Here is a 23,282-nt window from a genome sequence, read left to right on the forward strand (position 1 = left end):
TCTGCGTCCCCGGCCGCGGGTCAGGCGGTAAAAAGGGACGGGTCGCTGGCATGGGGGAGCCAGCCGAAGCAGGGGCATGCGGGGCAGTCGCCCACATGGCGGAGAGTTATGCACGGAGGTCTACCGATGCCTCAGGCCCGGCCGCTGGACCCCAACGATCCCGAACGGATCGGCGGCCACCGCCTCCTCGGCCGGATCGGGCAGGGCGCGCAGGGCGTGGTCTTCCTGGGCCGCGGGCCGGGCGGCGGGCGGCTGGCGGTGAAACTCCTGCACGCCAGGCTCGGCGGTGACCCGTTGGCGCATGCCCGGCTGCTGCGCGAGCTGGAGGCGCTCACGCGGATCGACACCTGCTGCACCGCGGCCGTGCGGCAGGTCGGCGTCGCCGACGAGAGGCCCTACCTGGTCGGCGAGTACGTGGCCGGGCCTTCGCTGCAGGAACTGGTCGCCGCCGAGGGGCCGCGCGGCCGGGGCATGCTGGAACGGCTGGCGGTCGGCACGGCCGCCGCGCTGGCCGCCGTGCACCGGGCCGGGCTGGTGCACCTGGCCTTCAAACCCGCCGACGTGCTGCTGGGCGCCGACGGCCCCCGGGTGACCGACTACGGCATCGTGCGGGCGCTGCGGGCGGGCGGCCTGACCCCGCCCCCCGGCACCCCCGCCTACCTGGCGCCCGAGCAGCTGGACGGCGCGGAGGCCGGGCCGGCCGCGGACGTGTTCGCCTGGGGCGCGGTCATGCTGTTCGCCGCCTGCGGCCGGGCGCCGTTCGGCGAGGGCCCGGCGCCGGAGGTGATGCGGCGGATCCTGCACGAGGAACCGCCCCTGGAGGAGCTGCCGCCGTCGCTGCGCGGCATCGTGGCCGGGGCGCTGGCCAAGGACCCCGCCGCCCGTCCCACCGCCCGGCAGGTGCTCGACTGGCTGCTGGGCCAGGAGAGCATGGTGGCCGGCATGCCCCAGCCCATGATCGCCGAGGCCCGGGAGCTGGCCGCCGAACGCCCGCCGCGTCCGGGGCCGGTGGTGGCCGCCGCCGAGCCGTGGCCGCAGAACCCGGTGCCGGGCTTCGATGATCCGGTGGAGGCCCCCACGCAGATCGTGACGCCGTCCGGCGAAGCGCCCGCCCCGCGTTCCGCGCAGGCGGAGACCGCCGTCTACCCGCAGCTCGGCGCCTTCGGGGAGCGGACGGCGACCGCGCAGCAGTCCGCCCCGCCCTGGCCGGAGGAGGCCTGGCAGACCCCGGCACCGGCGCAGATGAGCCGGCCCGAGCCGCCGCCGGCCAGGTCGCCGAGCCGGGCCAACCGGCCGCTGGGCGTGCTGGTGTCGCTGGCGGTGGGGGTGCTGGCCGGGGCCGCGATCATCGTGCTGGTGCTGTGGCCGCAGCTGCGCGACTCCTCCGGCAAGACCGGCGGCTCGGCGGGGGCTAGCCGCCCGGCCGCCGACAACCGCCCGGTCACCAGCGTCCCGGAGGCCTTCGAGGGCACCTGGCAGGGCACGGCGATCAACCAGCGGCGCAACGCGACCTTCCCCATCCGGGTGACCTTCCGCGGCGGGGAGACCACGGCGCGGGCGGTCTACCCGCGCAACTGCGTCTGCACGCTGACCCTGACCCGCGGCACCGGCGTCCGCCTGGAGATGTCGCTGCGGCCCAACCCCGGCTGCAAGACGGTCACGCCGGGGGAGGTGGTGGTGACGCGCAAGCCGGGCGGCGGGCTGGACTACGCCTGGGCCAAACCCGGCACGTCGCTGAGCTACCGGGCCGACCTGACCAGGCAGTGACCGCACGGCCCACTGGGCATGTCAGGATTCGGCGCCGAAAATGCGCTTGCATCCACTACGGTTACCTTCTGTCACTCGTGCCTCTCTTCGGGCCGCGATAGGCGGCCTCCCCCCTCCCGAAGGAGTTCTCTGTGCGAGTCACCGGGCCGAAGGTGCTGCTCATCACCACACTTGCCACCGGTGTCGCAGTCGCGACGGCGGTGCCGCTGCTGGCCAAGCCGGAGCCGGTGCTGGTGCAGGTCGCCGCGAACGGCACGCCCGTCCCGGGCCAGTACATCGTGACGCTGAAGCCGGGCGCCTCCACCGCCGCCGAGGCCGGCCGGATCCGCGCCACCGGGGTGCGGCGCTTCGACGGGGTGCTCAACGGCTTTTCCGCCAAGCTCACCGCCGAGCAGCTCGACAAGCTGCGGCGCAGCGACAAGGTCGCCGCCATCGAGCAGGACCAGATCGTCAGGATCGGCGCGGTGCAGCGCGCCCCGCTGCCGTGGGGCCTGGACCGCATCGACCAGCGCGTCCCCAAGCTCTCCAAGAGCTACACCTACAAATCCACCGGCAAGGGCGTGCGCGTCTACGTCATCGACACCGGCATCAAGATCAAGCACAAGCAGTTCGGCAAGCGGGCGCGCAGCGTGTGGGCCGCCCCCCGCTTCAAGGGCAACCACCGCGACCAGAACGGGCACGGCACCCACGTGGCGGGCATCATCGGCGCCAAGCACTACGGCGTGGCCAAGGGCGTGCAGCTGCGTTCGCTGCGGGTGCTGGACCGCTACGGCCAGGGCATGATGTCGGACGTCATCGCCGCGGTGAAGTGGCTGCGCAAGAACGCCCAAAAGCCCGCGGTGGCGAACCTGTCGCTGGTCGGCAGCCGCTCCAAGGCGGCCAACGACGCGGTCGCCGCGCTGGCCCGCTCGGGCGTGCCCGTGATCGTCGCGGCGGGCAACGGCGACGGCGCCAGCCGCGGATACGACGCCTGCCGCTTCTCCCCGTCCGGCGCCCCCAACGTCATCGCGGTGGGTGCGATCGCCCCCGGCGACAAGCGGACCCCCTGGTCCAACTTCGGCAAGTGCGTGGACCTGCACGCCCCCGGCCAGGGCATCCGCTCCACCTGGCGCAACGGCTCCAGCAAGGTGCTGGACGGCACGTCCATGGCGGCCCCGTTCGCGGCCGGCACCGCGGCGCTCTACCTGTCCCGCCGCCCCCGCGCCAAGTCCGCCACGGTGTACAAGTGGCTGATCAACAACGCCAGCAAGGGCCGGGTCACCGGCCTGCCCGCCGGCAAGGGCACTCCCAACCGCCTGCTGTACAAAGGCCGTCTGTGAGCCCTCGCACGCGGACCGGTTCGGCTTTTGTGATTGAACGGATGTTCCGGGAGCGCCGTATAGGGACCATAGCCACCTCCGATGCACAAGGGGTTTAATCTTGGCGAAGCGCATGACGGCGCATTGCGGTCCGCGAGCCTTTCGGCGTGCGGCGAGCGGCCCGTGCGCCGTCGGCCGAATCCCGTGGCGCCCTCCTGCGCCCGGGAACCGGGGACCCACCTAGACCTGGGGTGAACTCACGGCCCTATCCAGGCCGCGACAGGGCCGAGCTCCCGGTCCGAACCCGTCAGCTAACCCGGTAGGCGATGAGGAGAGGAGAGGACGTGGAGACCCCTGACTCCACTCGTGGTGCTCGCGGGGTGCGCGGCGGGCTGCGCCGCGCGGCTCTGGCTCTCGCCGCGGCCGCCGGGGCGCTGGTGCTGACCTCCGCGACGGCGACGTCTCCGGCGGCGGCCGAACCGGGCAACGAGCAGAAGATCGCTGAGCTGACTCAGCAGATCAAGAACCTGGAGAAGGAGTACGGGGGCAATCTCGAGCAACTGCGCGACACCCGGCTGCAGGCCAAGAAAGCGCTGCTGAAGGTCAAACTGCTGCGCAGAGACCTGGAGACCGCCCGCGACGTGGTCGCCCAGCTGGCCGCCTCCCGCTACATGAGCAACGGCCTGGACCCGACCGTGCAGGTCCTGGCCAGCGACGACCCCAACCGGGTGCTCAGCAACGCATCCTTGGCCCACCACCTGTCGGTGACCCAGGCGGCCAAGGTCACCGAGATCAACACCCTGCTGGCCCAGCAGGAGCGGGCCCGCCGGGACGCCGAGAAGAAGATCAAGATCCTCGAGAAGGAAATCGCCGACATCGCCAAGGAACGCGAGCGGGTCCGCCAGCTGCTGCGCCGCTACAAGCCGGAATCCCCGATGGTCGGCACCGGCGGCATGACCCCCCGCATGATCAAGGTCCGGGACGAGATCGAAGAGAAGTTCGGCCCGTTCCCGGTGATCGGCTGCACCCGCCCCGGCGACCCGCTGGACCACGGCTCCGGCCGTGCCTGCGACTTCATGGAGAGCACCGCCGGGCAGATGCCCTCTCCCTCCCGCCTGGCCCACGGCGACGCGGTGGCCGCCTACGCCATCAGGAACGCCACTCGCCTGGGCATCAAGTACATCATCTGGAAGCAGCGCATCTGGGACGTCCGCAGCAGCGGCGGCTGGAAGATGATGTCCGACCGCGGCAGCATCACCCAGAACCACTACGACCACGTGCACATCTCGGTCTTCTAGGGGAGACCACCCTGACCAGGGCCGCTTCCCTGCGCGGAGGACACATCCGGGGCACTCGGCGTCCCGCGATCGTCTTCCGGTCCTTGTCCGGTCGCCTGGCGCATGCGGTCACGGTTGGGGCATCAGGTGCGGGCAGGTCCGCAGGGTGAGGCCGGGATCGGCTATGCCCGAGAAACTTCGGCCAGGGCACGGATGTCCACTCCTCCGGCCCAGCAGGCCTCTGGCGGTCCGGACGTATTGAGGGCTGAAAGCGCCGCGCCCGGCCATCAAGACCACCTGGTCACTCGCCGATAGGCGCGCCCTCGGCTACTCCGGCTCCACCACATCCGCGCTGCATCGCTCGATCGGCACCTCCCACACGGGTCTAGACGATCAGCGCCGGATGAGTCAGCGACGGCCGCGACCATGGGGAGTCAGCACGAACCCCGCTGCGACCAATGCCGTGGTGATTTCCCCAATCCGTCGCGGCCCCAGCCCGCGGACGTTTTGAAGTTCGTCGTTTTCCCACAGCCGCAGCACCTCGCCCACCGTCACCTTGCCTCTCAGGTGGGACCGCAACGGGTTGGCAGCGTGGCGGGATAGGCCCAGGCAGACCAGCGGGCACTCCCGCGTCACCGGAACCACCCCGCTGTGATCATGCACCCCTGCTCACTCCCATCCGCGCCTCGATTCCGCGCGTGGAAACCGCGCCTCCAGGTCGGCCAGGACGTCGGTGGCGTAGCGGACCCGCCGGATCGCCAGCGCCCGTTCCCGAGCGCTGATCGTCTTGGACACTGTCCACGGCCCGTACACCCGGGTCACTGCCTGCAAGTACCACTTCTGCACCGCCACGTCCTCCGCCGCCGGCTCCACCAGGCCGGAAGAACGGGCAGGGCCAACGGGAGAGGCCGGCCCACTCGCGCTTGTGGCCGCCGCAGTCATCGGGCCACCCGATCAGCCAGGACGTCGATCACTCGGTCGGCTACCGCCGCTGGATCGTCCACCGCCCCGAGTGGCTTTCCGGTGTCAGCGCAGGTGAACACCCACCCGCCGGGCTTTCCCCGGCAGTCCACCTCAACGGCCCGCAGCGCCGCACCCTCCAGCATGACTCGCAGCACCCGCAGTCCATCCCGTTCGACCAGACCGCACAACAGGCCGGGCCGCCGGCACAGCTCGGCATCCAGCGCGGCCAGGTGCACTCGGCGAGGCCCGAACGCCCCGGTCACGTTCGCCGCCTCGAATTGCTTGCGATCAAAGCCCACGACCCCTGCTCCTGACTTGTCTTTGAGCGGGACCGGTGACGCGCAGTGTGACCGCCCTCCCTTCCCTGGGCGGTGCGATCAGAGAAGGGACAATGTGCCGGCCCGGCCACCTTGCATGCCACCGACTCCGCAGTCCATCACGCCGCTGCCACCTGCCGGGTAGGCAGGCACCACGAACACGGCACACGGCAGGAGCTCGGATCCGGGTCATCACCCCTTGCACGCCGCGAGCAGGCCCCGGCTGGAGGAGACCAACTCCCGACCCCGCCCACGGCAGCTGAGACGGTCCGTGGTGGCTCGCCTGCCGTTCATCCGCCCTCGCTAGGTGCTGTCGCCCATCCGAGGTGGCGCAACCTAGCTTGGACTTCCTCAAAGGCCAGGTGAAGGACTCTAATAGGACTTAGATGGGACTTTTATGGCTTAGAATGCTGATCTAAGGGCCTAGAAAGTCCTTCAAAAGGTGCTTCTGAGGCTAATCTGAGGTCGTTAGCTACCGTCTGGAGGTTATGTCCCAATGGCTCGATCAGCAGGGAACACGCGGCTTAAAGCTGCCCGGCAGCACGCTGGATACGCCTCACAGCAAGCGTTCGCCGACGCCCTCACCCGGGCAGCGGCCACATTGGGGCTTGGCCACATCGAGGTCAGTGTCCGGCAGGTTCGACGCTGGGAGTCGGCCAACCCGCCGTGGCCCCGCGCCGACCACCAGCGGCTCATCGTTCACGTACTGCAAATGCCGATTGAGCAGCTTGGCTTCACCCCGCCATGGGGCACTCAGGCCGAAGGCACGCTCCCCACGAGTAGCTCTCAGCCGGCCCAGCATGGCAGCGGAGCCGCCTTGCCCTTGCCGAAGGCCACAGCCGCCGTTCAGCCCGACACCATCGGAGCCGACTATGCCGCCATCACCGTGGCCCACCGCCGCTTGTACTGGAGCGTCCAACCAGCCCAGATGCACCCCGCCGTGGTCGAACACACCCGCTTGGGCACACAGCTGCTGGCTGAAACCACCGGAGTAGCCCGCCGAGTCCTGGCCACTGCGCTGGCTGAGTCCCTACTGTTGGCCGGACGCATCGAGTTCTTCGACCTCCGCCAGCCCGAGGAGGCCGATCAGACCTTCGTCCGCGCCCTGCAAGCCGCAGGCGAGGCCGACGACTCCCTTCTAGGAGCCGCCATCTTGGCCCATGCCGCATTCGTCCCCGGTTGGGCAGGCCGCCGCGACGAGGCCGCCGAGCGCATGCGCGCCGCCCGCACCTACGTCCGCCGAGCCCCCGCATCCGTCGAGTTCCTCGCATGGCTGGATGCCGTAGAAGCCGAGTGCGAGACCCGCTGCGGACGCACCCGTGAGGCCTTGCGCCTGATCGCCCATGGAGAAGAGGTCATCGCCGAAGGCAACGAACACGCCTCACCGGATTGGTTCAACTGGTTCTCACCCATCCGGCTGGCCGCTTTCAAAGGCAGCACCGAACTCAAAGCCGGCCACATCCCCCAAGCCCGCGAAACTCTCACCAAGGTCTTGGAGGGCCTCCCCGCCGCAGACATCAAGCAGCGTAGTGTCATTCTCGGAGACTTGGCCGCCGTCGAGGCAGCCGCAGGCAACCCCGAGGCCGCATGCGCCCGCGCCGAAGAGGCCCTCGATCTCCTGACCCGCACCTGGTATGCCACCGGCATGGACCGCATCCTCAGCGTCCGCCGAGACCTGGAACCATGGGCCGACCGCGAATGCGTACGCCGCCTAGACGACCGCCTGTACGGGTGGCAGACCACCCTCAGCGCGCTGAAGCGTTGAACTCCGCGATTCTGCTGGGCAACTCCGTGAGGGAATCAATCCGCATCGTCGGCAACCGGTCCGCATCCGGATCGTCCTGCTGGATGATTCCCCACGGACCCCGGCGGATCAGCGCCGTCTTCAACCCCACTGCCACCGCAGGCCGGATGTCGTTGTCCAGCCGATCCCCCACATACAAGATCTCCCCCGCCTCACACGGCGCCTCCCGCACCACAGCTTTGAAGAACGCCGGATCCGGCTTGGCCACCCCCCAGTCATCGGAGGTGGCCAACATGTCACACGGCAGCTTCAGTTCCCGCAGGATGCCTCCCGCCCGCACCGTCTGATTCCCTGCGATCCCCACCCACAAGCCGGCCTCCCGCAGCGCAGCCAGCGTCGGCCGTGCATCCGGATACAGGTCATCCTCGCCAAACCACTCGGCCTGCCCCACCGCTGCCCGCTTCTCCCGCTGCTCAGTCAGGTCAAACCCAGGGACGAACACCTGGAACGTCTCCCGATAGTCCAGCCCCCGGGCGATCACCGCCCCGAACACTGCCGAGAACGTATGCCGAGGCACCCCCAGCCAGTCCGCCCAGGTCCCATACTCCCGAGTCTCATTAACCAGACACTCGCCCACATCGAAGACAACAGCCTGGATCATGTCTAACATCTTAATAGTTGGAATCTATTTAGGCATCACGCTAGGTGTCATCTAGTCAGAGAACGTAATGATTTCGTGCGTCATCTAGATCTTCGGGGGTTGCATATGGCAAGAACTAGGTATTCTGGCCCACCTTTCCATCCGCTAACAGTTCAGGAAGTTCTCCAAATTAGAAAGCGACTTGCAAACAGCGCTCTTGGCAATGAAGACTTCGGTTCCAGTAACCCTCTTGATGTGGGAAGGTTGATATCTGCGGTTGAGTGACCGAATACCGGGTTTAGTGGCAGAGAAAAATATGAGCGCCCCCGTGAAAAAGTGGCAACACTCTTCTATGGGCTCGCCATGAATCACCCATTTGATAACGGGAACAAGCGCACGGCCCTAGTAAGTAGCCTTATTCTACTAGAAAGAAATAATTACGATCTAGTAAATACCTCCGAGGACGAGCTATTTGATATGGTAACTTCCGTCGTGGCTCACAATTTTCCCCTCCTGGGAAATGTTGAACGGACAGATGATGCTGAAGTTCAAGCGCTTTCTGGCTGGTTTAGAAGCCGGATGGCGTCAAAGCAATCGGGAGATGTTCCACTAGAGTTCCGCAAACTTCGAGCAATACTAGAAAGTCATGGGTGCACCTTTGATGTACCCAATCAAAATTATATAAAGATTAGAAGGGGTGGGTTTTCTGTTAAAACCGGGTATCCTAGGGAAAATTTTATGGTTGGCATCCCGGAGGTTAAAAATTAGGCAATGTCCGAGGCTTGATGAAATTGGAAGTCGAGACTTCTACGATATAGATAACGCAGTTGATCAGTTTGTGATTTATTACCGCGATCTGCTCTGGCGTCTTGCAGACGCCTGACGAAGACTCGTGCCCATTAACCCCGCAACTCTGCCGAATTCATCCTACTGAGATCAAGAGCGGCGGCGCTGCGTGCCGCCGCCCGGCGCATGCGGCGTGAGTGCCGGTCGCCGGGTGGCGAACCGCCGGGCCGGACAGCACCCAAAGCTGACCAGGATCCCCACCACAACACGGCGGCCCTCACTGGACCGATAAGGCAATCCACGACTACATCACTCGCGCTGCCGAGGCCATGCTGTGATCCCTCTGAGGGGTGATGAGGGCATGCGTAGCTTGGCGACCATCGCTACCGGCATGAGGTTGCGATCCCTCTGAGGGGTGATGAGGGCATGTGGACGGCGTGGGTGAGCGGCCGGCCGTCCAGGTTGCGATCCCTCTGAGGGGTGATGAGGGCTGGTCATGTGTCTCCCTGTTGATTTGTCAAGACCTGGGGTTGCGATCCCTCTGAGGGGTGATGAGGGCCTGGATTCCCCTTTGGCCTGCCACTTCAGTTCTTCGGTTGCGATCCCTCTGAGGGGTGATGAGGGCTCCAGAGTAAAACCGCAGGCTACAGAGGCGGAAGCCCACCGGATACGAGCCGATTCTGCAGCGGACCGCCGGTTGTGCATCCGCCCAGGTAGAACGCACAAACCAGCGCGACGGGAGCGAGAACCATCACGAGCACGGTAGCCCGACGGCAGGCATCGTGTCGCCGACTTGAGCGAGCTCCCCTCTGGGGGAGCTGCGCCGTCCCCCAGACCCCTGCGCCCCGGAGCGCCCGTCCGCGCGATACCGTCTGTCCCACCTGCTGCCCGTCCGCGCGGACGAGCACTCCGGACCATCCCCGCCGATGGCGGTGACGGCCACCCTGGCGGCGACGCCGGGGAACGCCAGCGCGTCCGAACGGCCGTCACCAGCAGGCCAACGGCATCAGCGGGTGTCGGTGACCTTGGGGCGGAAGGGCTTGGCAAGTCCCCCGGCCCGCTAGCGGCAGGGCACAACGAGGGCACATGAGGTCATGATCCGCTGCGAGATGTTGAGAACCGTCGAGGCTTGAACGCCGGGTTATGTAGGGGGACCGGTTCCGGTACAGGTCATGATCAGGTGGTTGACAGGACTCGGTCTTTTGGGTCGAAGTGAAGGCCCCGCCGGGCGGTGGGCTCGGCGGGGCCTTCACGATGCGCTCAGGCTCGGCGTGCTCAGGCGTAGCTGGGCAGGAGGCGTTCGTGGGCCTCGCGCAGCTCGTGCAGCGGGATGGAGAACAGGCCCTCGACGATGAAGGAGTCGCCGCCGACGCGGCCCAGCTGGGTCGCCGGGACGCCGGCGGCCTCGCACAGCTTGGCCAGGCGGGCCTCGCCGCCGGGGCGGACGGCCACCACGGCGCGGGCCACGGACTCGCTGAAGAGGGTGACGAACGGGTCGCCCGGCAGCGTGATCCGGCAGCCCAGGCCGCCGCGCAGGCAGGACTCCACCAGGGCCTGGGACAGGCCGCCGTCGGAGATGTCGTGCGCCCCCGACAGCAGGCCCTCGCGGGCCGCGGCGATCAGCACCGAGGCCAGGGCCCGTTCGGCGGCCAGGTCCACCAGCGGCGGCAGGCCGCCCAGGTGGCCGTAGACCACGTGCGCCCATTCGGAGCCGCCGAACTCCTCGCGGGTCTCGCCCAGCAGTACCAGCAGGTGCCCCTCGCCGGGGAAGGCCATGCCGACCCGGCGGCGCACGTCGTCGTGCACGCCCAGCACCCCCACCACCGGGGTCGGGTTGATCGGCTGGTCGTCGGTCTGGTTGTAGAAGCTGACGTTGCCGCCGGTGACCGGCACGCCCAGCGCCTGGCAGGCGTCGGCCAGCCCTTCCACGGCCCGGGCGAACTGCCACATCACGCCCGGGTCTTCGGGGGAGCCGAAGTTCAGGCAGTTGGTCACCGCCAGCGGGCGCGCCCCGGTGGCCGCCACGTTCCGGTACGCCTCCGACAGCGCCAGCTGGGCCCCCGCGTACGGGTCCAGCCGGGTGTAGCGGCCGTTGCCGTCCAGCGAGATCGCCACGCCCAGGCCGCTTTCCTCGTCCAGGCGGATCACCCCGGCGTCCTCGGGCATGGCCAGCACCGTGTTGCCCAGCACGTACCGGTCGTACTGGGAGGTGATCCAGGTCTTGGACGACAGGTTGGGGGAGGCCGCCAGCCACAGCACGGTGTTGCGCAGGTCCTCGGCGGTGGCGGGACGGGCCAGCCGGCCGGGGGTGTCGGCCTGCAGCGAGGCCAGGTCCGCGGGCGGCTCGTACGGCCGCTCATAGACCGGCCCCTCGTCGGCGGCGGTGCCCGGCGGGATGTCCACGATCACCTCGCCGCGCCAGGTCATCACCAGCCGCCCGGTGTCGGTGACCTCGCCGATCACGGTGGCGGGGATCTCCCACTTGGCGCAGATCTGCAGGAACCGGTCGACCTTGCCGGGTTCGACCACGGCCATCATGCGTTCCTGCGATTCGCTCATCAGGATCTCCTCGGGACGCAGCGTGGCGTCCCGCAGCGGCACCGCGTCCAGCACGATGTGCATCCCGCCGGTGCCGGCCGCCGCCAGCTCGGTGGTGGCGCAGGAGACGCCGGCCGCGCCCAGGTCCTGGATGCCGACCACGAGGTCCTCGCGGTACAGCTCCATGCAGCACTCGATGAGGAGCTTTTCCATGAACGGGTCGCCGACCTGCACGCTGGGCCGCTTGGCCTGCGACTCCTCATCGAAGGTCGCCGAGGCCAGCACCGAGGCGCCGCCGATGCCGTCCGGGCCGGTGGCCGCGCCGAACAGGATCACCTTGTTGCCGGGGCCGGGGGCGTGGGCCCGTTTGATGTCCTCGTGCCGCATCACCCCCACGCACAGCGCGTTCACCAGCGGGTTCTTCTCATAGCAGGGGTCGAAGACGGTCTCCCCGCCGATGTTGGGCAGCCCCAGGGAGTTGCCGTAGCCGCTGATGCCGGCGACCACGCCGGGCAGCACCCGCTGGGTGTCGGGGGCGTCGGCGGGCCCGAACCGCAGCGAGTCCATCACCGCGATCGGCCGGGCGCCCATCGACAGGATGTCGCGGACGATCCCGCCCACTCCGGTCGCCGCGCCCTGGTAGGGCTCCACATAGGACGGGTGGTTGTGGGATTCGACCTTGAAGGTGACCGCGAGCCCGCGCCCGACGTCCACCACGCCGGCGTTCTCGCCCATGCCGACCAGCAGCGCATCGCTCTTGGGGGCTTTTTCGCCGAACTGCCGCAGGTGCACCTTGGAACTCTTGTAGGAGCAGTGCTCGCTCCACATCACCGAGTAGATCGCCAGCTCGGCGGCGGTGGGCCGGCGCCCCAGAATCTGGCGGACCCGCCGGTACTCCTCCTCGGTCATGCCCAGCTCGGCGTACGGCTGCCGCTGGTCGGGCGTCCGCTCCGCCACCGCCACCGAGTCGACCGGCGGCTCGGCCGCGGTCTGCTCTGCGGCCAGGGCCGACAACGCCTCCAGCCCCGCCTCCGGGGAGGCGACGCCCTCGCCCGGCTCCTCACCGGACCGTCCACCGTGCCCGGCCGCCTCTTGGGAGGCGGGCTCACCGGCGTCCGGAACGGGCTGGGAACCCGCTGCCGGTGGGGTGGGCGTGCCCGTGGGAGGTGTCCCCTGGATCGGCTGGGGTCCCGTGGCCGTGGCCGGTGGGACGGGTGTGCCTGCGGGAGGCGTTCCCGGTGAGGCGGGTTCGCCGGTGGGCTGGGAACCCGCGGCCGGAGGAACGGGTGTGCCCGCGGGGGGCGTCCCCGGGACCTGCTGGGGCCCCGTCGCCGTGGCCGGTGGGATGGGAGTGCCTGCGGGAGGCGTGCCCTGGACCGGCTGAGGCCCGGTTGCCGTGGCCGGCGGGACGGGCGTGTCCTGCCCGGGGAAGGCGGGGGCGCCCGCGGCCGGGCCGGTGGGCGGTGTCACGTCCGGGGTCTGTGGGTGCTCGCCGGGCGCCGCGGCCGTCTCCTGGGGGACGGGCGTGCCGGTGGGAGGCGTCGACCCCGGGCGGCCGGGCGTCGCCGGCTCACCGGTCGCCGTGGTCTCGCCGGGGCCGGGCTCCGTCGCGGCCGGTGCGGGCTCGTCGGCGGGCCTGGCGAACGGGTCGGTCTCCGGGTCGTCGTTGGCCAGTTCCGCGAACCATTCGGCGGTGGGGCCCTCGGACGGATCGTTGGACGGGCCGCGGTTGTCGGATGTGTTCTCGGTCATGCGTTCTCTCCGTTCGCCTCCGGCACTCGGCGGGGCGTGTCATGATCGACCGTGGAGGCCCTGGGCACGGCGGCGCGGGCCGTTCACTGCGGGCCGTCTTGGGCGCGGCCCGTGCGGGAGGGGGCGCCGCTCAGCCGACGCCCACCTGCTTGAGCCCGGCCTTCACGATCGAGGTGAAAAAGCCCAGCCCGTCGGTGGACGGCCCGGTCAGCGACTCGACGGCGTGCTCGGGGTGCGGCATGAGGCCGACGATGTTGCCCGCCTCGTTGCAGATCCCGGCGATGTCGTTCAGCGAGCCGTTGGGATTGAGGTCGAGGTAGCGGGCCACCACCCGGCCCTCGCCCTCCAGTTCGGCGAGGGTTTCCGGGTCGGCGAAATAGCGGCCGTCGCGGTTCTTGACCGGGATGACCACCTCTTGGCCCGTGGTGTAGTCCGCGGTCCAGGCCGTGTCGGTGTTCTCGATGCGCAGCCGCTGGTCGCGGCAGACGAAATGCAGGCCCGCGTTGGGCAGCAGCGCGCCGGGCAGCAGGTGCGCCTCGCACAGCACCTGGAAACCGTTGCAGATGCCCAGCACCGGCAGCCCGTCCCGGGCGGCCGGGATCAGCGCGTCCATCACCGGCGCGAACCGGGAGATGGCGCCGGCCCGCAGGTAGTCGCCGTAGGAGAAACCGCCGGGCAGGATGACCGCGTCCACACCCCGCAGGTCGCGGTCGGCGTGCCACAGCGCGACGGGTTCGGCGCCGGCCAGCCGGACGGCCCGCGCGGCGTCGCGATCGTCAAGAGATCCAGGGAAGGTGATGACCCCCACCCGGGCAGCGTTCATTGAGGACCCTCCGGAGCCGAGTAGTGGGTGCGAAGGCACCGGCGGCCACCGGTGATACGTGCCCCCGCGCGCGACCAATCTACCTGGCGCTGTGCACCAGATCGCCCTGGAGTCGCCGTAGCGGGGCCTCGTCTTTCCAGGTCAGCCGCTTGGACATGTGGACCGCGGTGCCGTACCCGGGGCGGGTGTCGAAAGTCACGTCGTCCATCAGGGCGTGCATGATCTTGATGCCGCGGCCGGACTCGGCCTGCTCGGGGTCGCCTGCGGCGGGCCCGCTGGTCAGCCCGCGGCCGTGATCGGTGACGGTCAGTGCGCACACGCCGTCGTTCACCCGGGCGATGACCTCGTAGTCCAGCGGGGTGCGCGAGTGCTGGACCACATTGGTACAGGCCTCGGAGGCGGCGACGAGGATGTCGCCGATGCAGTCCTCGGCGACGCCCAAGCCGCGCAGCGCGTCGCCGAGAACCCGGCGCAGTATCCGGATGCTCAGCGACTCGCGTGGCAGCGCGAGCGAGAACCCCATGTTCACCGGCCACCTCTCGCCTGTGAAATCTTCGACCGTTTGAACACTTCCCTCACCCACCCGGGGTAATCGCCATATCCCCGGGACTTTTGGTGAACTGTCGGCGGTGTCGCTCGCGGAAGTTGTGAATTTTGTGCGGCCGGACGCGCCGGGGCGGTCAATCGCCCAGCACCCGTACCTCGAAGTCCTCGATGACCGGGTTGACCAGCAGCGTCGCGGCGATCTGGCGCACCTTCTCCAGGGCGGCCTCGTCGGCGGGCCCGGCCAGCTCCAGCTCGAACCGCTTGCCCTGGCGCACCGAGGTGACGCCGTCGAAGTTCATCTGGGGCAGTTTGCGGGCGATGGCCCGTCCCTGGGGATCCAGGATCTCCGGCTTGAGCATGACGTCGACCACGACCCGTGCCACGGCCGCCCCCTTAGCTGATCGTCGTGCTGTCCGTACGGGACGCCAAGCGTACGGCACCCGCCCGGGACGGGCGCCGAGCGACCCCGTTTTCCGTGATGACCTCGGGCGTCCCCGAAGAACGCTATACATACTGGCAAGATCGGCCACAGGACCCCCCGACGCTGGAGCCGCCGATGGACATCGAGGACCTCACCCCGTCCGAACGCGCCGTGTGGCGGGCGTTCGCGACCGGCGAGTCCGTCGATCTGAGCAGCGGCAACCCGGCCATGGACGACCCCGCCCATGGGGAGCAGTGGGGGCCGGAGCGGGTGGTGCGCGCCGAGGTGCTGCGGGCCCTGCTGGTCGGCGGGGTGGAGCCCGAGCCCGGGCAGATCGCGGCGGTCCGGCTGACCGGCGCCCGGATCATCGGCACCCTCAACCTGGGCCATGCGCAGGTGTCGGTCCCGCTGGCGCTGACCGGCTGCTACTTCGATGAGGCCCCGCACCTGTACTGGGCCGGCATGAACAGCGTCCACCTGATGGGCTGCCGGCTGCCCGGCCTGGTCGCCTCCGGCGCCCGCTTCGACGGGCACCTGTGGCTGGAGGGCAGCACCGTCAGCGGAGGCCTGTGGCTGGACGGCGCCCACATCAGCGGCATCCTCAACATGTCCGGCGTCCAGCTGATCAACCCGCAGGGGGACGCGCTGCTGGGCGACCGGCTCACCGTGGACGCCAACGTCTACTGCGACAAGGGCTTCACCTCGCACGGGGAGGTCCGGCTGCCCGGCGCGCACGTGGGCGGCCAGCTGATCTTCCGGCAGGCCACGCTGAACAACCCCTCGGGGGCCGCGCTGTATGCCAGCCGCCTGAACGTGGCCGCCAACGTCTTCTGCGACGCCGGTTTCACCGCCACCGGTGAGGTGCGGCTGCGCGGCGCCCGGGTCGGCGGCTACCTGTCGCTGGTGGGCGCCAAGCTGAACCACCCCGGCCGGACGGCGCTGAACGCCGCCGACCTGGCCGTGGAGACCGACGTCTACTGCTCCGACGGGTTCGCCGCCAACGGCATGGTGAGCTTCGCCGGGGCCCGCATCACCGGCCAGCTCAGCCTGCGCGGCGCGCATCTGACCAACGAGTCGGGGGTGGCGCTGAGCCTGCAGCGGATGCAGGCCGAGGAGGTGGTGCTCCGTCCCGCCGAGCCGGTCGAGGGCATCGCCGACCTGTCGTACGCCCGGATCAACGTGCTGCGCGACGACCCGGCGACCTGGGCGTCCCGCCTGCAGCTGGACGGGCTGTCGTATGAGACCCTCGACCCGCCGCTGAGCGCCCGGGAGCGGCTGGGCTGGCTCCGTCGGGACACCGACGGCTACCAGCCCCAGCCGTATGAGCGGCTGGCCCAGGCCTACCGCGCCCTGGGCCTGGACGCCGACGGCCGCACCGTGCTGCTGGCCAAGGCCCGGGACCGCCGCAAGACCCAGAGCCTGCCCCGCAAGGTGGTGGGCTGGCTGCAGGACATCCTGGTCGGTTACGGCTACCGCCCGTTCCGCGCGGCGAGCTGGCTGGCGGGGCTGCTGGTGTTCGGCACCGTGGTGTTCACCCTGCACGAGCCGCCGCAGATCGAAGCCGAGCAGCAGCCGGCTTTCAACGCCTTCTTCTACACCCTCGACCTGCTGCTGCCGATCGGCAATCTGGGCCAGGAGCCCTACTTCGCCCCCACCGGCATCTACCAGTGGATCGCCAATTTCATCGTCATCGCCGGTTTGATTCTGGGGTTGACGGTGGCGGCGGGGGCGACCCGCGCCCTGTCCCGGGACTGATTCTTCGGCTTTACCGGACGGGCCGGACCCCGCGGGGCCCGACGGGCCGGGAGACCTGGCGTGACCTGCCCGGCTTCTTCCGGACTTTGGGCCTTGGGAGTCGGGTGGCCTGTGGGTTGGTGGCTCGTCCTGTGCCTGGCGTTTGGGGGAGGACGCCGTGACCCGGCAGCGGACCGAGGGGACGGCGGAGGCGCGTACCGGCTGTCCGGGGTGCCGGGCGCCGAGCGGATGTGGGCCGTCCTTCAGGAGCGGGGATGCGATACGAACCGGTCTGCGGCGGCCGGCCGGGTTCACGGCACTCCGGTGGACGTTTCGGCATCTCGTCTCTGCAGGTCGAGAGGGATCGCATCGCTGCCGGGGCGATGTGGTGACCTGTGGCGGCAGGGCGCCGGGACTTCCGTCTCCCGCGTCCGGCGGCCACGTGCGCACGGAGATGAGGCGGGGCCGTCGTGGGTCCCTGCGACGGGCGCCTGAGGCCGGGTGTTGCGAGAGGTGCAGTGATCACGCGGGCCGGTGCCGTGCTCTGTGGTTGCGGTCCGATTCCGCTGCCGGAAGTCTGTGCCCCGCTTAAAAGAACAAAACTGTTTTTTTGTGTTAGCGTCCGGGCATGCGCACACCGATCGCGGGCGGGCCGGGACGAGCCGGCCGGACGCCCTCCCTGGCCGGGCGGCGGGTGCTGATCACCGGGGCGGCCCGGGGGATCGGCGCGGCGCTGGCCGACCGGCTGCATGCGCGCGGTGCCCGCGTGGCGCTGGCCGGGCTGGAACCGCAACTGCTGGCCGAGGTCGCGGCGCGCTGCGGGAACGCCCCCTGGCGGGCCTGCGACGTGGCCGACCGCGAGCAGGTCGAGGCCGCCGTCGAGCACGCGGTGCAGGCCCTGGGCGGGCTGGACGTGGTGGTGGCCTGCGCGGGGGTCGCCGCGCAACTGCCGCTGGTCGGCGGGGACCCGGCGGTGATGGAACAGACGGTGCGGGTCAACCTGCTCGGCACCTACTACACGCTGCGCGCCGCAGGCCCGCACATCTCCCATCCGCGCGGCTACGCACTGGCGGTGGCGTCGCTGGCGGCGGCGGTGCACCCGCCCTTGATGGGCGCCTACAGCGCCTCCAAGGCGGCCGTCGAAGCCCTGGGCAACACCCTGCGAGCCGAGCTGCGCCCCTACGGGGCGCGCGCCGGGGTCGCCTACTTCGCCGAACTCGACACCGACATGACCCACCGGGGGTTCGGCACGCGGGCGGCGGCCGCGCTCATGGGTTCCGGACCGGCCAAGGCGCTGCTGTCGCGGGTGGCCCCGCTGCAGGTGGGCATCGACGCGCTGGAGCGGGGCATCGCCCGGCGCTCCGCCCGGATCGTGGCGCCCTGGTGGGTGGCGGCCGCCCTGCCGGCCCGCACGTTCCTGCAGCCCGTCATCGACCGCGCCGCCCAGAGCCACCTGCGCCGCGCGCTGGAGATCGCCCGGGACGAGCACGCCCCGCTGACCACCCCCCAGCCGGACTCGGGCGGCGCCTCATGACCGCCCCCGCAGCTCGTGATCGTTCCCCTCGGATCGCTCCCGGCGGGCTGCGCCAGGTCGGCCCGTTCACCTGGCTGCTGGCGCGCATTTCCGGCCGGATCGCCGGCACCGGCCCGCTCGCGCTGTTTTTGACCCTGGGACGGCACCGCCGGCTGTTCCACGCCTGGCTGTGGTTCGCCGGCCGGCTCATGCCCGGCGGCCGGCTGCCCCGCCGCGAGAGCGAACTGGTCATCTTGCGCGTGGCCCACCTGCGCGGCTGCCGCTACGAGTGGGAGCACCACGTCCGGCTCGGCCACCGCGCCGGCCTGGGCCCGGCCGACATCGACCGGGTCACCCAGGGGCCCGGCGCCGAGGGCTGGACGCCTCGGGAGCGCGCCCTGCTGACCGCCGCCGACCGGCTGCACCACCACCGGGACCTCGACGACGACACCTGGCGGCTGCTGCGCGAGCACCTCACCGAGCCCGAGTGCATCGAGCTGTGCATGCTGGCCTCCCACTACGAGATGCTCGCCACCGTCATCGCGGCCCTGCGCATCCAGCCCGACGCACCCCGCTAGGGCCCATCGTCGAAGTCCCCGAAAACACCGGGCAGAAGACCGGTCCGATCGCGTCCGGCGACGTTCCACCGGGTGATCTGCGGGCGGTGGACTCCACGCGGCCGCTTTCACGCCCTGGGGCCTGGCCCTCTCACAGGACGCCGCCGGCGCGCAGGCGGCGCACATGGGCGACGATCTCCTCGCCCACGGCGCGCAGTGCCGCCGCATCACCGGTCAGCAGCGGGCCGGTGACCAGTGTGGCGGTGGCCGCGACGACCGCCCGGCAGGCGAAACGCCCGCCCTCGGTGCGCACGTCGAGCACCTCGGCCAGCAGGTCGGTCAGCCGCTGCTGGAAGGCCAGCCGCCGCTCGATCGCCTGTGGCCCGGCGGCGTACCCCTCGATGAGGAACAGCCGGGAGTAGGCGGGCTCGGCGGCCAGCATCTCCAGGTAGGCGGTGATACCGCGCTCGAAGCGTTCCAACGGGTCGCCGGTCTTTCCCACCGCCGCGATGAGCCGTTCCTCCAGCAGCCGGGCGGCCTCGTCGAAGGCGGCCAGAAAACAGTCGAGCTTGGAGGAGAACAGCCGGTAGAAGCTCTGCCGGGACACCGCCGCGCGTTTGAGGACGTCCTCGACCGAGGTGGCGGCGAAGCCCTTGTCGCTCATCGCCTGGGCCATCGCCAGCATCAGCCGCTCGCGCTGTCTTCGGGCGACTTCCTCCGGGGCGAGCGCGTGCCGTCCCCGGGGCAGCCGCCGCGGCGGGGAGGAGACCACCGCATCACCCTCTTCTGGACGCACCGGGCGCCGAGCGCACCCGCTGCGGCCATCGTGCCAGACCGGCCCCGGCCGGGGCGGGACCGGACCGTCGGGAACCGGCCGGCCGCCGCAAGAGGCCGCGCATCCACGTCACTGTGCAACCGGAACGGGACGCAGGCGGCCGAGCCCGCGGGCATCGCCCGCACCCTCCGCTGCACAGGGCGTGACGAACCCCGGGTGCGAAAAGCTGTTTTTCGTTCCCGGCTACAACCGCGGCTCTGTAAGTACTCACTTGCCTGCGTAGCGGCGGCGGTCCGTCCTTCCTAGGTTCTGGGAGGCCATCGCGCCCGATGGCCAGGGAACCGAGTGAAGGGACGACGCTCCATGGCATCCAGCGAGGGGACCGCCGGGGCACGCAGGAACCGCCTCCCCCGCAGAGCCCGTTCGGTGAACAAGGGCCGCTCCTCGCCCGTGTCGGCGCGGACGCGGCGGGGCCTGCGCGCGCTGATGGCCACCTGCCTGGGCGTCGCGCTGACGATCACGCCCGTGGCCGCCGGCCCGGCCGCCGCCGACACCGTCCCGGCCCCGGCCGACGACCCGTTCTACAAGCCCCCGACCCCGCTGCCCGACGGCCGTCCCGGCGACATCATCCGCTCCCGGGCCTCGGTGTTCACCCTGCAGCCGATCCGCAAGACCCCGCGCGCGGACGTGAAGTCCTGGCAGGTGCTCTACCGCTCGCAATCGGCGACCGGCGAGGACATCGCGGTCTCGGGCACCGTGCTCGTCCCGACCAAGCCCTGGACCGGCACCGGCGGCCGCCCGCTGCTGTCGTACGCCGTCGGCACCCGCGGCATCGGCGACTCCTGCGCCCCGTCCTACACCCTCTCCCAGGGCACCGACTACGAGGGCCTGATCATCTCCGCCGCCCTCGACAAGGGCTGGGCCGTGGCCGTCACCGACATGCAGGGCCTGGGCACCCCCGGCATGCACACCTACGAGGTCGGACGCGCCCAGGGCAAGGCGGTGCTCGACATCGCCCGCGCCGCCCAGCGCCTGCCCGGCACCGGCCTGAACGAGCAGACCCCGGTCGGGGTGTGGGGCTACTCCCAGGGCGGCACCTCCGCCGGCTGGGCCGCCGAACTGGCCGCCTCCTACGCCCCCGAGCTCAACCTCAAGGGCGTGGTCGCCGGCGGCGTCCCCGCCGACCTGATCGCGGTGGCCGAGAACCTGGAGGGCAGCGCCACGGTGGCGCTGGCCTTCCTGGCCGCGGTGGGCTACGACGCCGCCTACCCGGAGCTGAAGCTGGAGAACTACCTCAACGACGCCGGCCGCAAGCTGCTGGCCTCCAGCCAGGACATCTGCCTGGCCAGCGTGGACGGCATCACCACCGTCATCGGCACCGCCTTCTCCAAGTTCACCGACTACGCCACCGTCAACCCGCTGACCACCGAGACCTGGCGGCGCCGCCTGAACGAGAACAAGCTCGGCTCCACCCGCCCGTCCGCCCCCGTCCTGCAGGTCCACGGCCGCATCGACGCGATCATCCCCTTCGCCCAGGCCGAGACGCTGCGCAAGAACTGGTGCGCCCTGGGCGCCGACCTGACCTGGAAGGTCTACCCGCTGGCCGGCCACGCGCCGGGCATCGTCCGCCAGGTCCCCGACGCCCTGTCCTTCCTGTCGGACCGCTTCGCCGGTCTCCCCGCGCAGAGCAACTGCTGACCGCCCCTGGTGACGGCCCCCGCCCCGGCGGGGGCCGTTGCCATGCCCCGGGAGGCGTCCGCTGCGAGCGGAACCCGGCCCGGACGCCTGCGGCGGCGACGGACAATCACCCCATGACGGCACCGCTCGCCGGCGCGATCCGGCTCCCGGACGGGGCCTGGGTCCGCGGCCGTGGCCTGCGCGGTCCCGCCCCCGGCGCCCCGGACCCCGACTTCGGGCTCTACCTGGGCTCCGCTCGCCTGCGACGCCGCTGCGACGCCGCCCTGCCGTGGCCCGCCGAGTGGATCCGCTGGCCGGACTTCCTGCTGCCCACCGACTGGGACGAGGCCGCCCGCGCCATCGCCGACCTGCACGAACGAGCCCGCTCGGGCCAGGCCGTAGAGGTCGCCTGCCATGGGGGCGTCGGCCGGACCGGCACCGTCCTGGCCTGCCTGGCCACCCGCGCGGGTCTGCCTCCCCGGCAGGCCGTCGCCTGGGCCCGCGAGCACCATCACCGCCGCGCGGTCGAGACCCCCTGGCAGCGCCGCTGGGTGGCCTGGTTCGCCGCCCGCTGACCCGCCGGGGACGAAGGAGTCGAGGGCGGGTCTTTTTTCACCACGTGGTCTCGGCCTGCCGGCGGCGGTGTCCGAGGTCATGACGTTGCAGGCCACGCTACCGGCCCCCGACTGCATCGTCTCCGTCTCAACCTGCGGGATCGGCGTGTCGAAGGGCTGGGTGAGGTTTCCTCAACGAGTCGATGCCGCCGAGAGGCGGCCTAAGGGCGGGCACGAGCACCGGTGAAGCCATGGCGGGACGGCGTGCGGGATCGATGCCGCCCTCAGCGGGCACCAGAGTGGGCCGGGCGCATCTGCCCCGGTAAGAGACGGTACGGCAGGGAAACGCAATCTTTCCCGTTGAGAAACCTCGATTCGCGACCCGTCCGGACGGCGCCTGGCACGTCTGCTTTCCGGGATCCTCCCGGCGCGTCCGTGCCGGGAAAGGACCACGGTTCAGATGCTTGGACGTGCCTCGATATATGCCGCTGCGGTGGACGAGAGAACGCTGATCCGAACGGGTCCTGAAACGTGGAACCACAGCAGCGGAGGAAGTTCCGCCGAGCGGTGGAATCCCGGCTCCAGTCCGTCCGGCCATGGCTCATCGCCCGGTTCCAGTACGGTCGTCGTGATCTGGTCCAATGGGCCTGCGGAGACGTCGGGAAGACCGCTCGCGGAGAAGTGGTGGACGTTCTGAAACGACAACGTGATATCGGGTTTCTCCGGTCCCCAGCGCAACCCGATGTCGAGGGTGCCGGAGTCTGCGATCCTGGAGAACAGCAGACGTTCGATCAGATAGCCCTCACAGGCGGCGGCCGTCTGACGGAACGAGTCGAACCCGCTATCGGCCACCTGGGGATGAACATTTTTCAACACGCCGTCTCCGCAGGTCGAAACGGGGACGTTGCAGCCGGGACGATGCCGCGACCTGGAAGGTCACGGTACCGGGCTGTTGCCTCGGCGTCTTGGGCCACAGGTAGAAAAAGGTGCAATGGCAGGCCTCCCGGCTCGGACGGGACGTTCCCGAAGGCCGGTCGCCGTGCGAGCCCGGCCTGTGCTGAGGCCGGGCTCGCACGACCGGAAGGCTCACTTGTGAAGCGGCCCGTCCCGGTCAAGGGTCCTCGATCAGCGGGACCGTGGGAGAAAGGAACGGGTCGCCGTGCACGGTGATCCGGCCTCTCCGGATCACCGTGCACTTTGAAGGCGCGGGGACCCGGCCATTCCTGTGTTTCGTCGTCCCATTCGTACACCAACCCATAGGGGCCCGGTCCCACCCGGCAGATCAGTTCCCAAATCCGGTGCAGATCGTCTGCCGCCGAACCCGGACGGTTGGTGTTCCCGGCGACCGTGACGAACGGCTCGCCGTTCATGTAACGCAGGTCGATGAAACCGTTGACCCAGGTGATTCCATCGATGAATTCCCGGACCCGGCGGACCGCTTCGGCGAGGCGGTCGCTTTCCGGCTCGTAAGTGGAATCGCAGAGCACGACCCAGCCGGTGTACTGGCACATCCCGCATCCCGCCGGTCGTCGCGTCGGGCCGGAGCCGGTCACCGTCCCCGGGCCTTCCCGGAAAACCGCCTGCGAGCAGCGCAGGCCCT

The 23,282-nt window shown here is 70.1% G+C and carries 20 protein-coding genes, 1 pseudogene, 1 CRISPR repeat array and 1 riboswitch; of the genes and pseudogenes, 10 read left to right on the top strand and 11 right to left on the bottom strand.

Translation table 11 applies throughout. The features are described from left to right. The first annotated feature begins 126 nt into the window (after nucleotides 1-126). The 3 genes from BUE48_RS01525 to BUE48_RS01535 all read left to right on the top strand — a co-directional run bounded on the left by BUE48_RS01525 (nucleotide 127) and on the right by BUE48_RS01535 (nucleotide 4,363). Entirely contained in the window at nucleotides 127-1,767 is a 1,641-nt protein-coding gene (locus BUE48_RS01525; RefSeq protein ID WP_286988469.1) for a serine/threonine protein kinase, read from the top strand. 131 nt (nucleotides 1,768-1,898) lie between these two features. Continuing rightward, nucleotides 1,899-3,086: a S8 family peptidase gene (locus BUE48_RS01530; protein ID WP_286988471.1), complete on the top strand. Its 1,188-nt coding sequence runs from the start codon at nucleotides 1,899-1,901 to the stop codon at nucleotides 3,084-3,086. 177 nt (nucleotides 3,087-3,263) lie between these two features. Next, a riboswitch (cyclic di-AMP (ydaO/yuaA leader) is annotated at nucleotides 3,264-3,406 on the top strand. A gap of 3 nt (nucleotides 3,407-3,409) precedes the next feature. Beyond that, complete coding sequence (locus BUE48_RS01535) at nucleotides 3,410-4,363, top strand: coiled-coil domain-containing protein (protein ID WP_012850693.1); 954 nt, start codon at nucleotides 3,410-3,412, stop codon at nucleotides 4,361-4,363. Nucleotides 4,364-4,750: 387 nt separating this feature from the next. Here the strand turns inward: BUE48_RS01535 and BUE48_RS01540 are convergent, their stop codons facing one another. The 3 genes from BUE48_RS01540 to BUE48_RS01550 form a co-directional block, all read right to left on the bottom strand. Continuing rightward, nucleotides 4,751-4,891: a hypothetical protein gene (locus BUE48_RS01540; RefSeq protein WP_286988472.1), complete on the bottom strand. Its 141-nt coding sequence runs from the start codon at nucleotides 4,889-4,891 to the stop codon at nucleotides 4,751-4,753. 120 nt (nucleotides 4,892-5,011) lie between these two features. Further along, on the bottom strand, nucleotides 5,012-5,188 hold the full coding sequence (locus BUE48_RS01545) for a hypothetical protein (protein ID WP_245536952.1): 177 nt from the start codon (nucleotides 5,186-5,188) through the stop codon (nucleotides 5,012-5,014). A gap of 92 nt (nucleotides 5,189-5,280) precedes the next feature. Further along, the gene (locus tag BUE48_RS01550; protein ID WP_012850696.1) at nucleotides 5,281-5,604 is read right to left on the bottom strand and encodes a hypothetical protein; all 324 of its coding nucleotides are present in this window, start codon (nucleotides 5,602-5,604) and stop codon (nucleotides 5,281-5,283) included. A gap of 514 nt (nucleotides 5,605-6,118) precedes the next feature. Between BUE48_RS01550 and BUE48_RS01555 the strand changes: the two genes are divergently transcribed. Then, complete coding sequence (locus BUE48_RS01555; protein WP_041439184.1) at nucleotides 6,119-7,387, top strand: NsdA family TPR-like regulatory protein; 1,269 nt, start codon at nucleotides 6,119-6,121, stop codon at nucleotides 7,385-7,387. Here BUE48_RS01555 and BUE48_RS01560 read toward each other — a convergent pair. Next, nucleotides 7,368-8,027: an HAD family hydrolase gene (locus BUE48_RS01560; RefSeq protein WP_041440545.1), complete on the bottom strand. Its 660-nt coding sequence runs from the start codon at nucleotides 8,025-8,027 to the stop codon at nucleotides 7,368-7,370. The genes BUE48_RS01555 and BUE48_RS01560 overlap by 20 nt on opposite strands. Before the next feature lie 309 nt (nucleotides 8,028-8,336). Between BUE48_RS01560 and BUE48_RS24430 the strand changes: the two are divergent. Then, nucleotides 8,337-8,774 (top strand): annotated as a pseudogene (locus BUE48_RS24430) (type II toxin-antitoxin system death-on-curing family toxin); the annotation flags it as partial. Between the two features lie 348 nt (nucleotides 8,775-9,122). Continuing rightward, nucleotides 9,123-9,417: a CRISPR direct-repeat array (repeat unit 31 nt; unit sequence GGTTGCGATCCCTCTGAGGGGTGATGAGGGC). Between the two features lie 650 nt (nucleotides 9,418-10,067). Here the strand turns inward: BUE48_RS24430 and purL are convergent. From purL to purS, 4 genes are all read right to left on the bottom strand, one after another. Continuing rightward, complete coding sequence (gene purL, locus BUE48_RS01565; protein ID WP_012850699.1) at nucleotides 10,068-12,344, bottom strand: phosphoribosylformylglycinamidine synthase subunit PurL; 2,277 nt, start codon at nucleotides 12,342-12,344, stop codon at nucleotides 10,068-10,070. Between the two features lie 868 nt (nucleotides 12,345-13,212). After that, nucleotides 13,213-13,905 (bottom strand): phosphoribosylformylglycinamidine synthase subunit PurQ, encoded by a 693-nt coding sequence (gene purQ / locus BUE48_RS01570; RefSeq protein ID WP_286988474.1) that lies wholly within the window; start codon nucleotides 13,903-13,905, stop codon nucleotides 13,213-13,215. A gap of 79 nt (nucleotides 13,906-13,984) precedes the next feature. Then, the gene (locus BUE48_RS01575; RefSeq protein ID WP_012850701.1) at nucleotides 13,985-14,428 is read right to left on the bottom strand and encodes an ATP-binding protein; all 444 of its coding nucleotides are present in this window, start codon (nucleotides 14,426-14,428) and stop codon (nucleotides 13,985-13,987) included. A 157-nt stretch (nucleotides 14,429-14,585) separates the two neighbouring features. Next, entirely contained in the window at nucleotides 14,586-14,834 is a 249-nt protein-coding gene (gene purS, locus BUE48_RS01580; protein ID WP_286988476.1) for a phosphoribosylformylglycinamidine synthase subunit PurS, read from the bottom strand. Nucleotides 14,835-15,007: 173 nt separating this feature from the next. Here purS and BUE48_RS01585 point away from each other — a divergent pair, with 173 nt between their 5' ends. The 3 genes from BUE48_RS01585 (at nucleotide 15,008) to BUE48_RS01595 (ending at nucleotide 18,697) form a co-directional block, all read left to right on the top strand. Next, complete coding sequence (locus tag BUE48_RS01585) at nucleotides 15,008-16,627, top strand: hypothetical protein (RefSeq protein WP_012850703.1); 1,620 nt, start codon at nucleotides 15,008-15,010, stop codon at nucleotides 16,625-16,627. Between the two features lie 607 nt (nucleotides 16,628-17,234). After that, nucleotides 17,235-18,140, top strand: coding sequence for an SDR family NAD(P)-dependent oxidoreductase (locus BUE48_RS01590; protein WP_286988478.1), 906 nt, complete (start codon nucleotides 17,235-17,237; stop codon nucleotides 18,138-18,140). Then, complete coding sequence (locus BUE48_RS01595) at nucleotides 18,137-18,697, top strand: carboxymuconolactone decarboxylase family protein (protein ID WP_012850705.1); 561 nt, start codon at nucleotides 18,137-18,139, stop codon at nucleotides 18,695-18,697. Before BUE48_RS01590 ends, BUE48_RS01595 begins: the two co-directional genes overlap by 4 nt. A gap of 130 nt (nucleotides 18,698-18,827) precedes the next feature. On the opposite strand, the gene BUE48_RS01600 is transcribed toward BUE48_RS01595, so the two are convergent. Then, nucleotides 18,828-19,448 (bottom strand): TetR/AcrR family transcriptional regulator, encoded by a 621-nt coding sequence (locus BUE48_RS01600; RefSeq protein ID WP_012850706.1) that lies wholly within the window; start codon nucleotides 19,446-19,448, stop codon nucleotides 18,828-18,830. A 429-nt stretch (nucleotides 19,449-19,877) separates the two neighbouring features. Here BUE48_RS01600 and BUE48_RS01605 point away from each other — a divergent pair, with 429 nt between their 5' ends. Then, on the top strand, nucleotides 19,878-21,149 hold the full coding sequence (locus BUE48_RS01605) for a lipase family protein (protein WP_286988481.1): 1,272 nt from the start codon (nucleotides 19,878-19,880) through the stop codon (nucleotides 21,147-21,149). A gap of 113 nt (nucleotides 21,150-21,262) precedes the next feature. Beyond that, nucleotides 21,263-21,703 (top strand): protein-tyrosine phosphatase family protein, encoded by a 441-nt coding sequence (locus BUE48_RS01610; RefSeq protein WP_286988483.1) that lies wholly within the window; start codon nucleotides 21,263-21,265, stop codon nucleotides 21,701-21,703. A 435-nt stretch (nucleotides 21,704-22,138) separates the two neighbouring features. Here the strand turns inward: BUE48_RS01610 and BUE48_RS01615 are convergent, their stop codons facing one another. After that, a complete protein-coding gene (locus BUE48_RS01615; RefSeq protein ID WP_012850709.1) occupies nucleotides 22,139-22,558 on the bottom strand; it encodes a hypothetical protein in 420 nt (139 codons plus the stop codon). Further along, nucleotides 22,552-23,193, bottom strand: a complete 642-nt coding sequence (locus BUE48_RS24435) for an Imm7 family immunity protein (RefSeq protein WP_353745265.1) — start codon at nucleotides 23,191-23,193, stop codon at nucleotides 22,552-22,554. Before BUE48_RS24435 ends, BUE48_RS01615 begins: the two co-directional genes overlap by 7 nt. Nucleotides 23,194-23,282: the final 89 nt, after the last annotated feature.

Origin of the sequence: Thermomonospora sp. CIF 1, from assembly GCF_001896795.1 — a bacterium.
Lineage (GTDB): Bacteria > Actinomycetota > Actinomycetes > Streptosporangiales > Streptosporangiaceae > Thermomonospora > Thermomonospora curvata.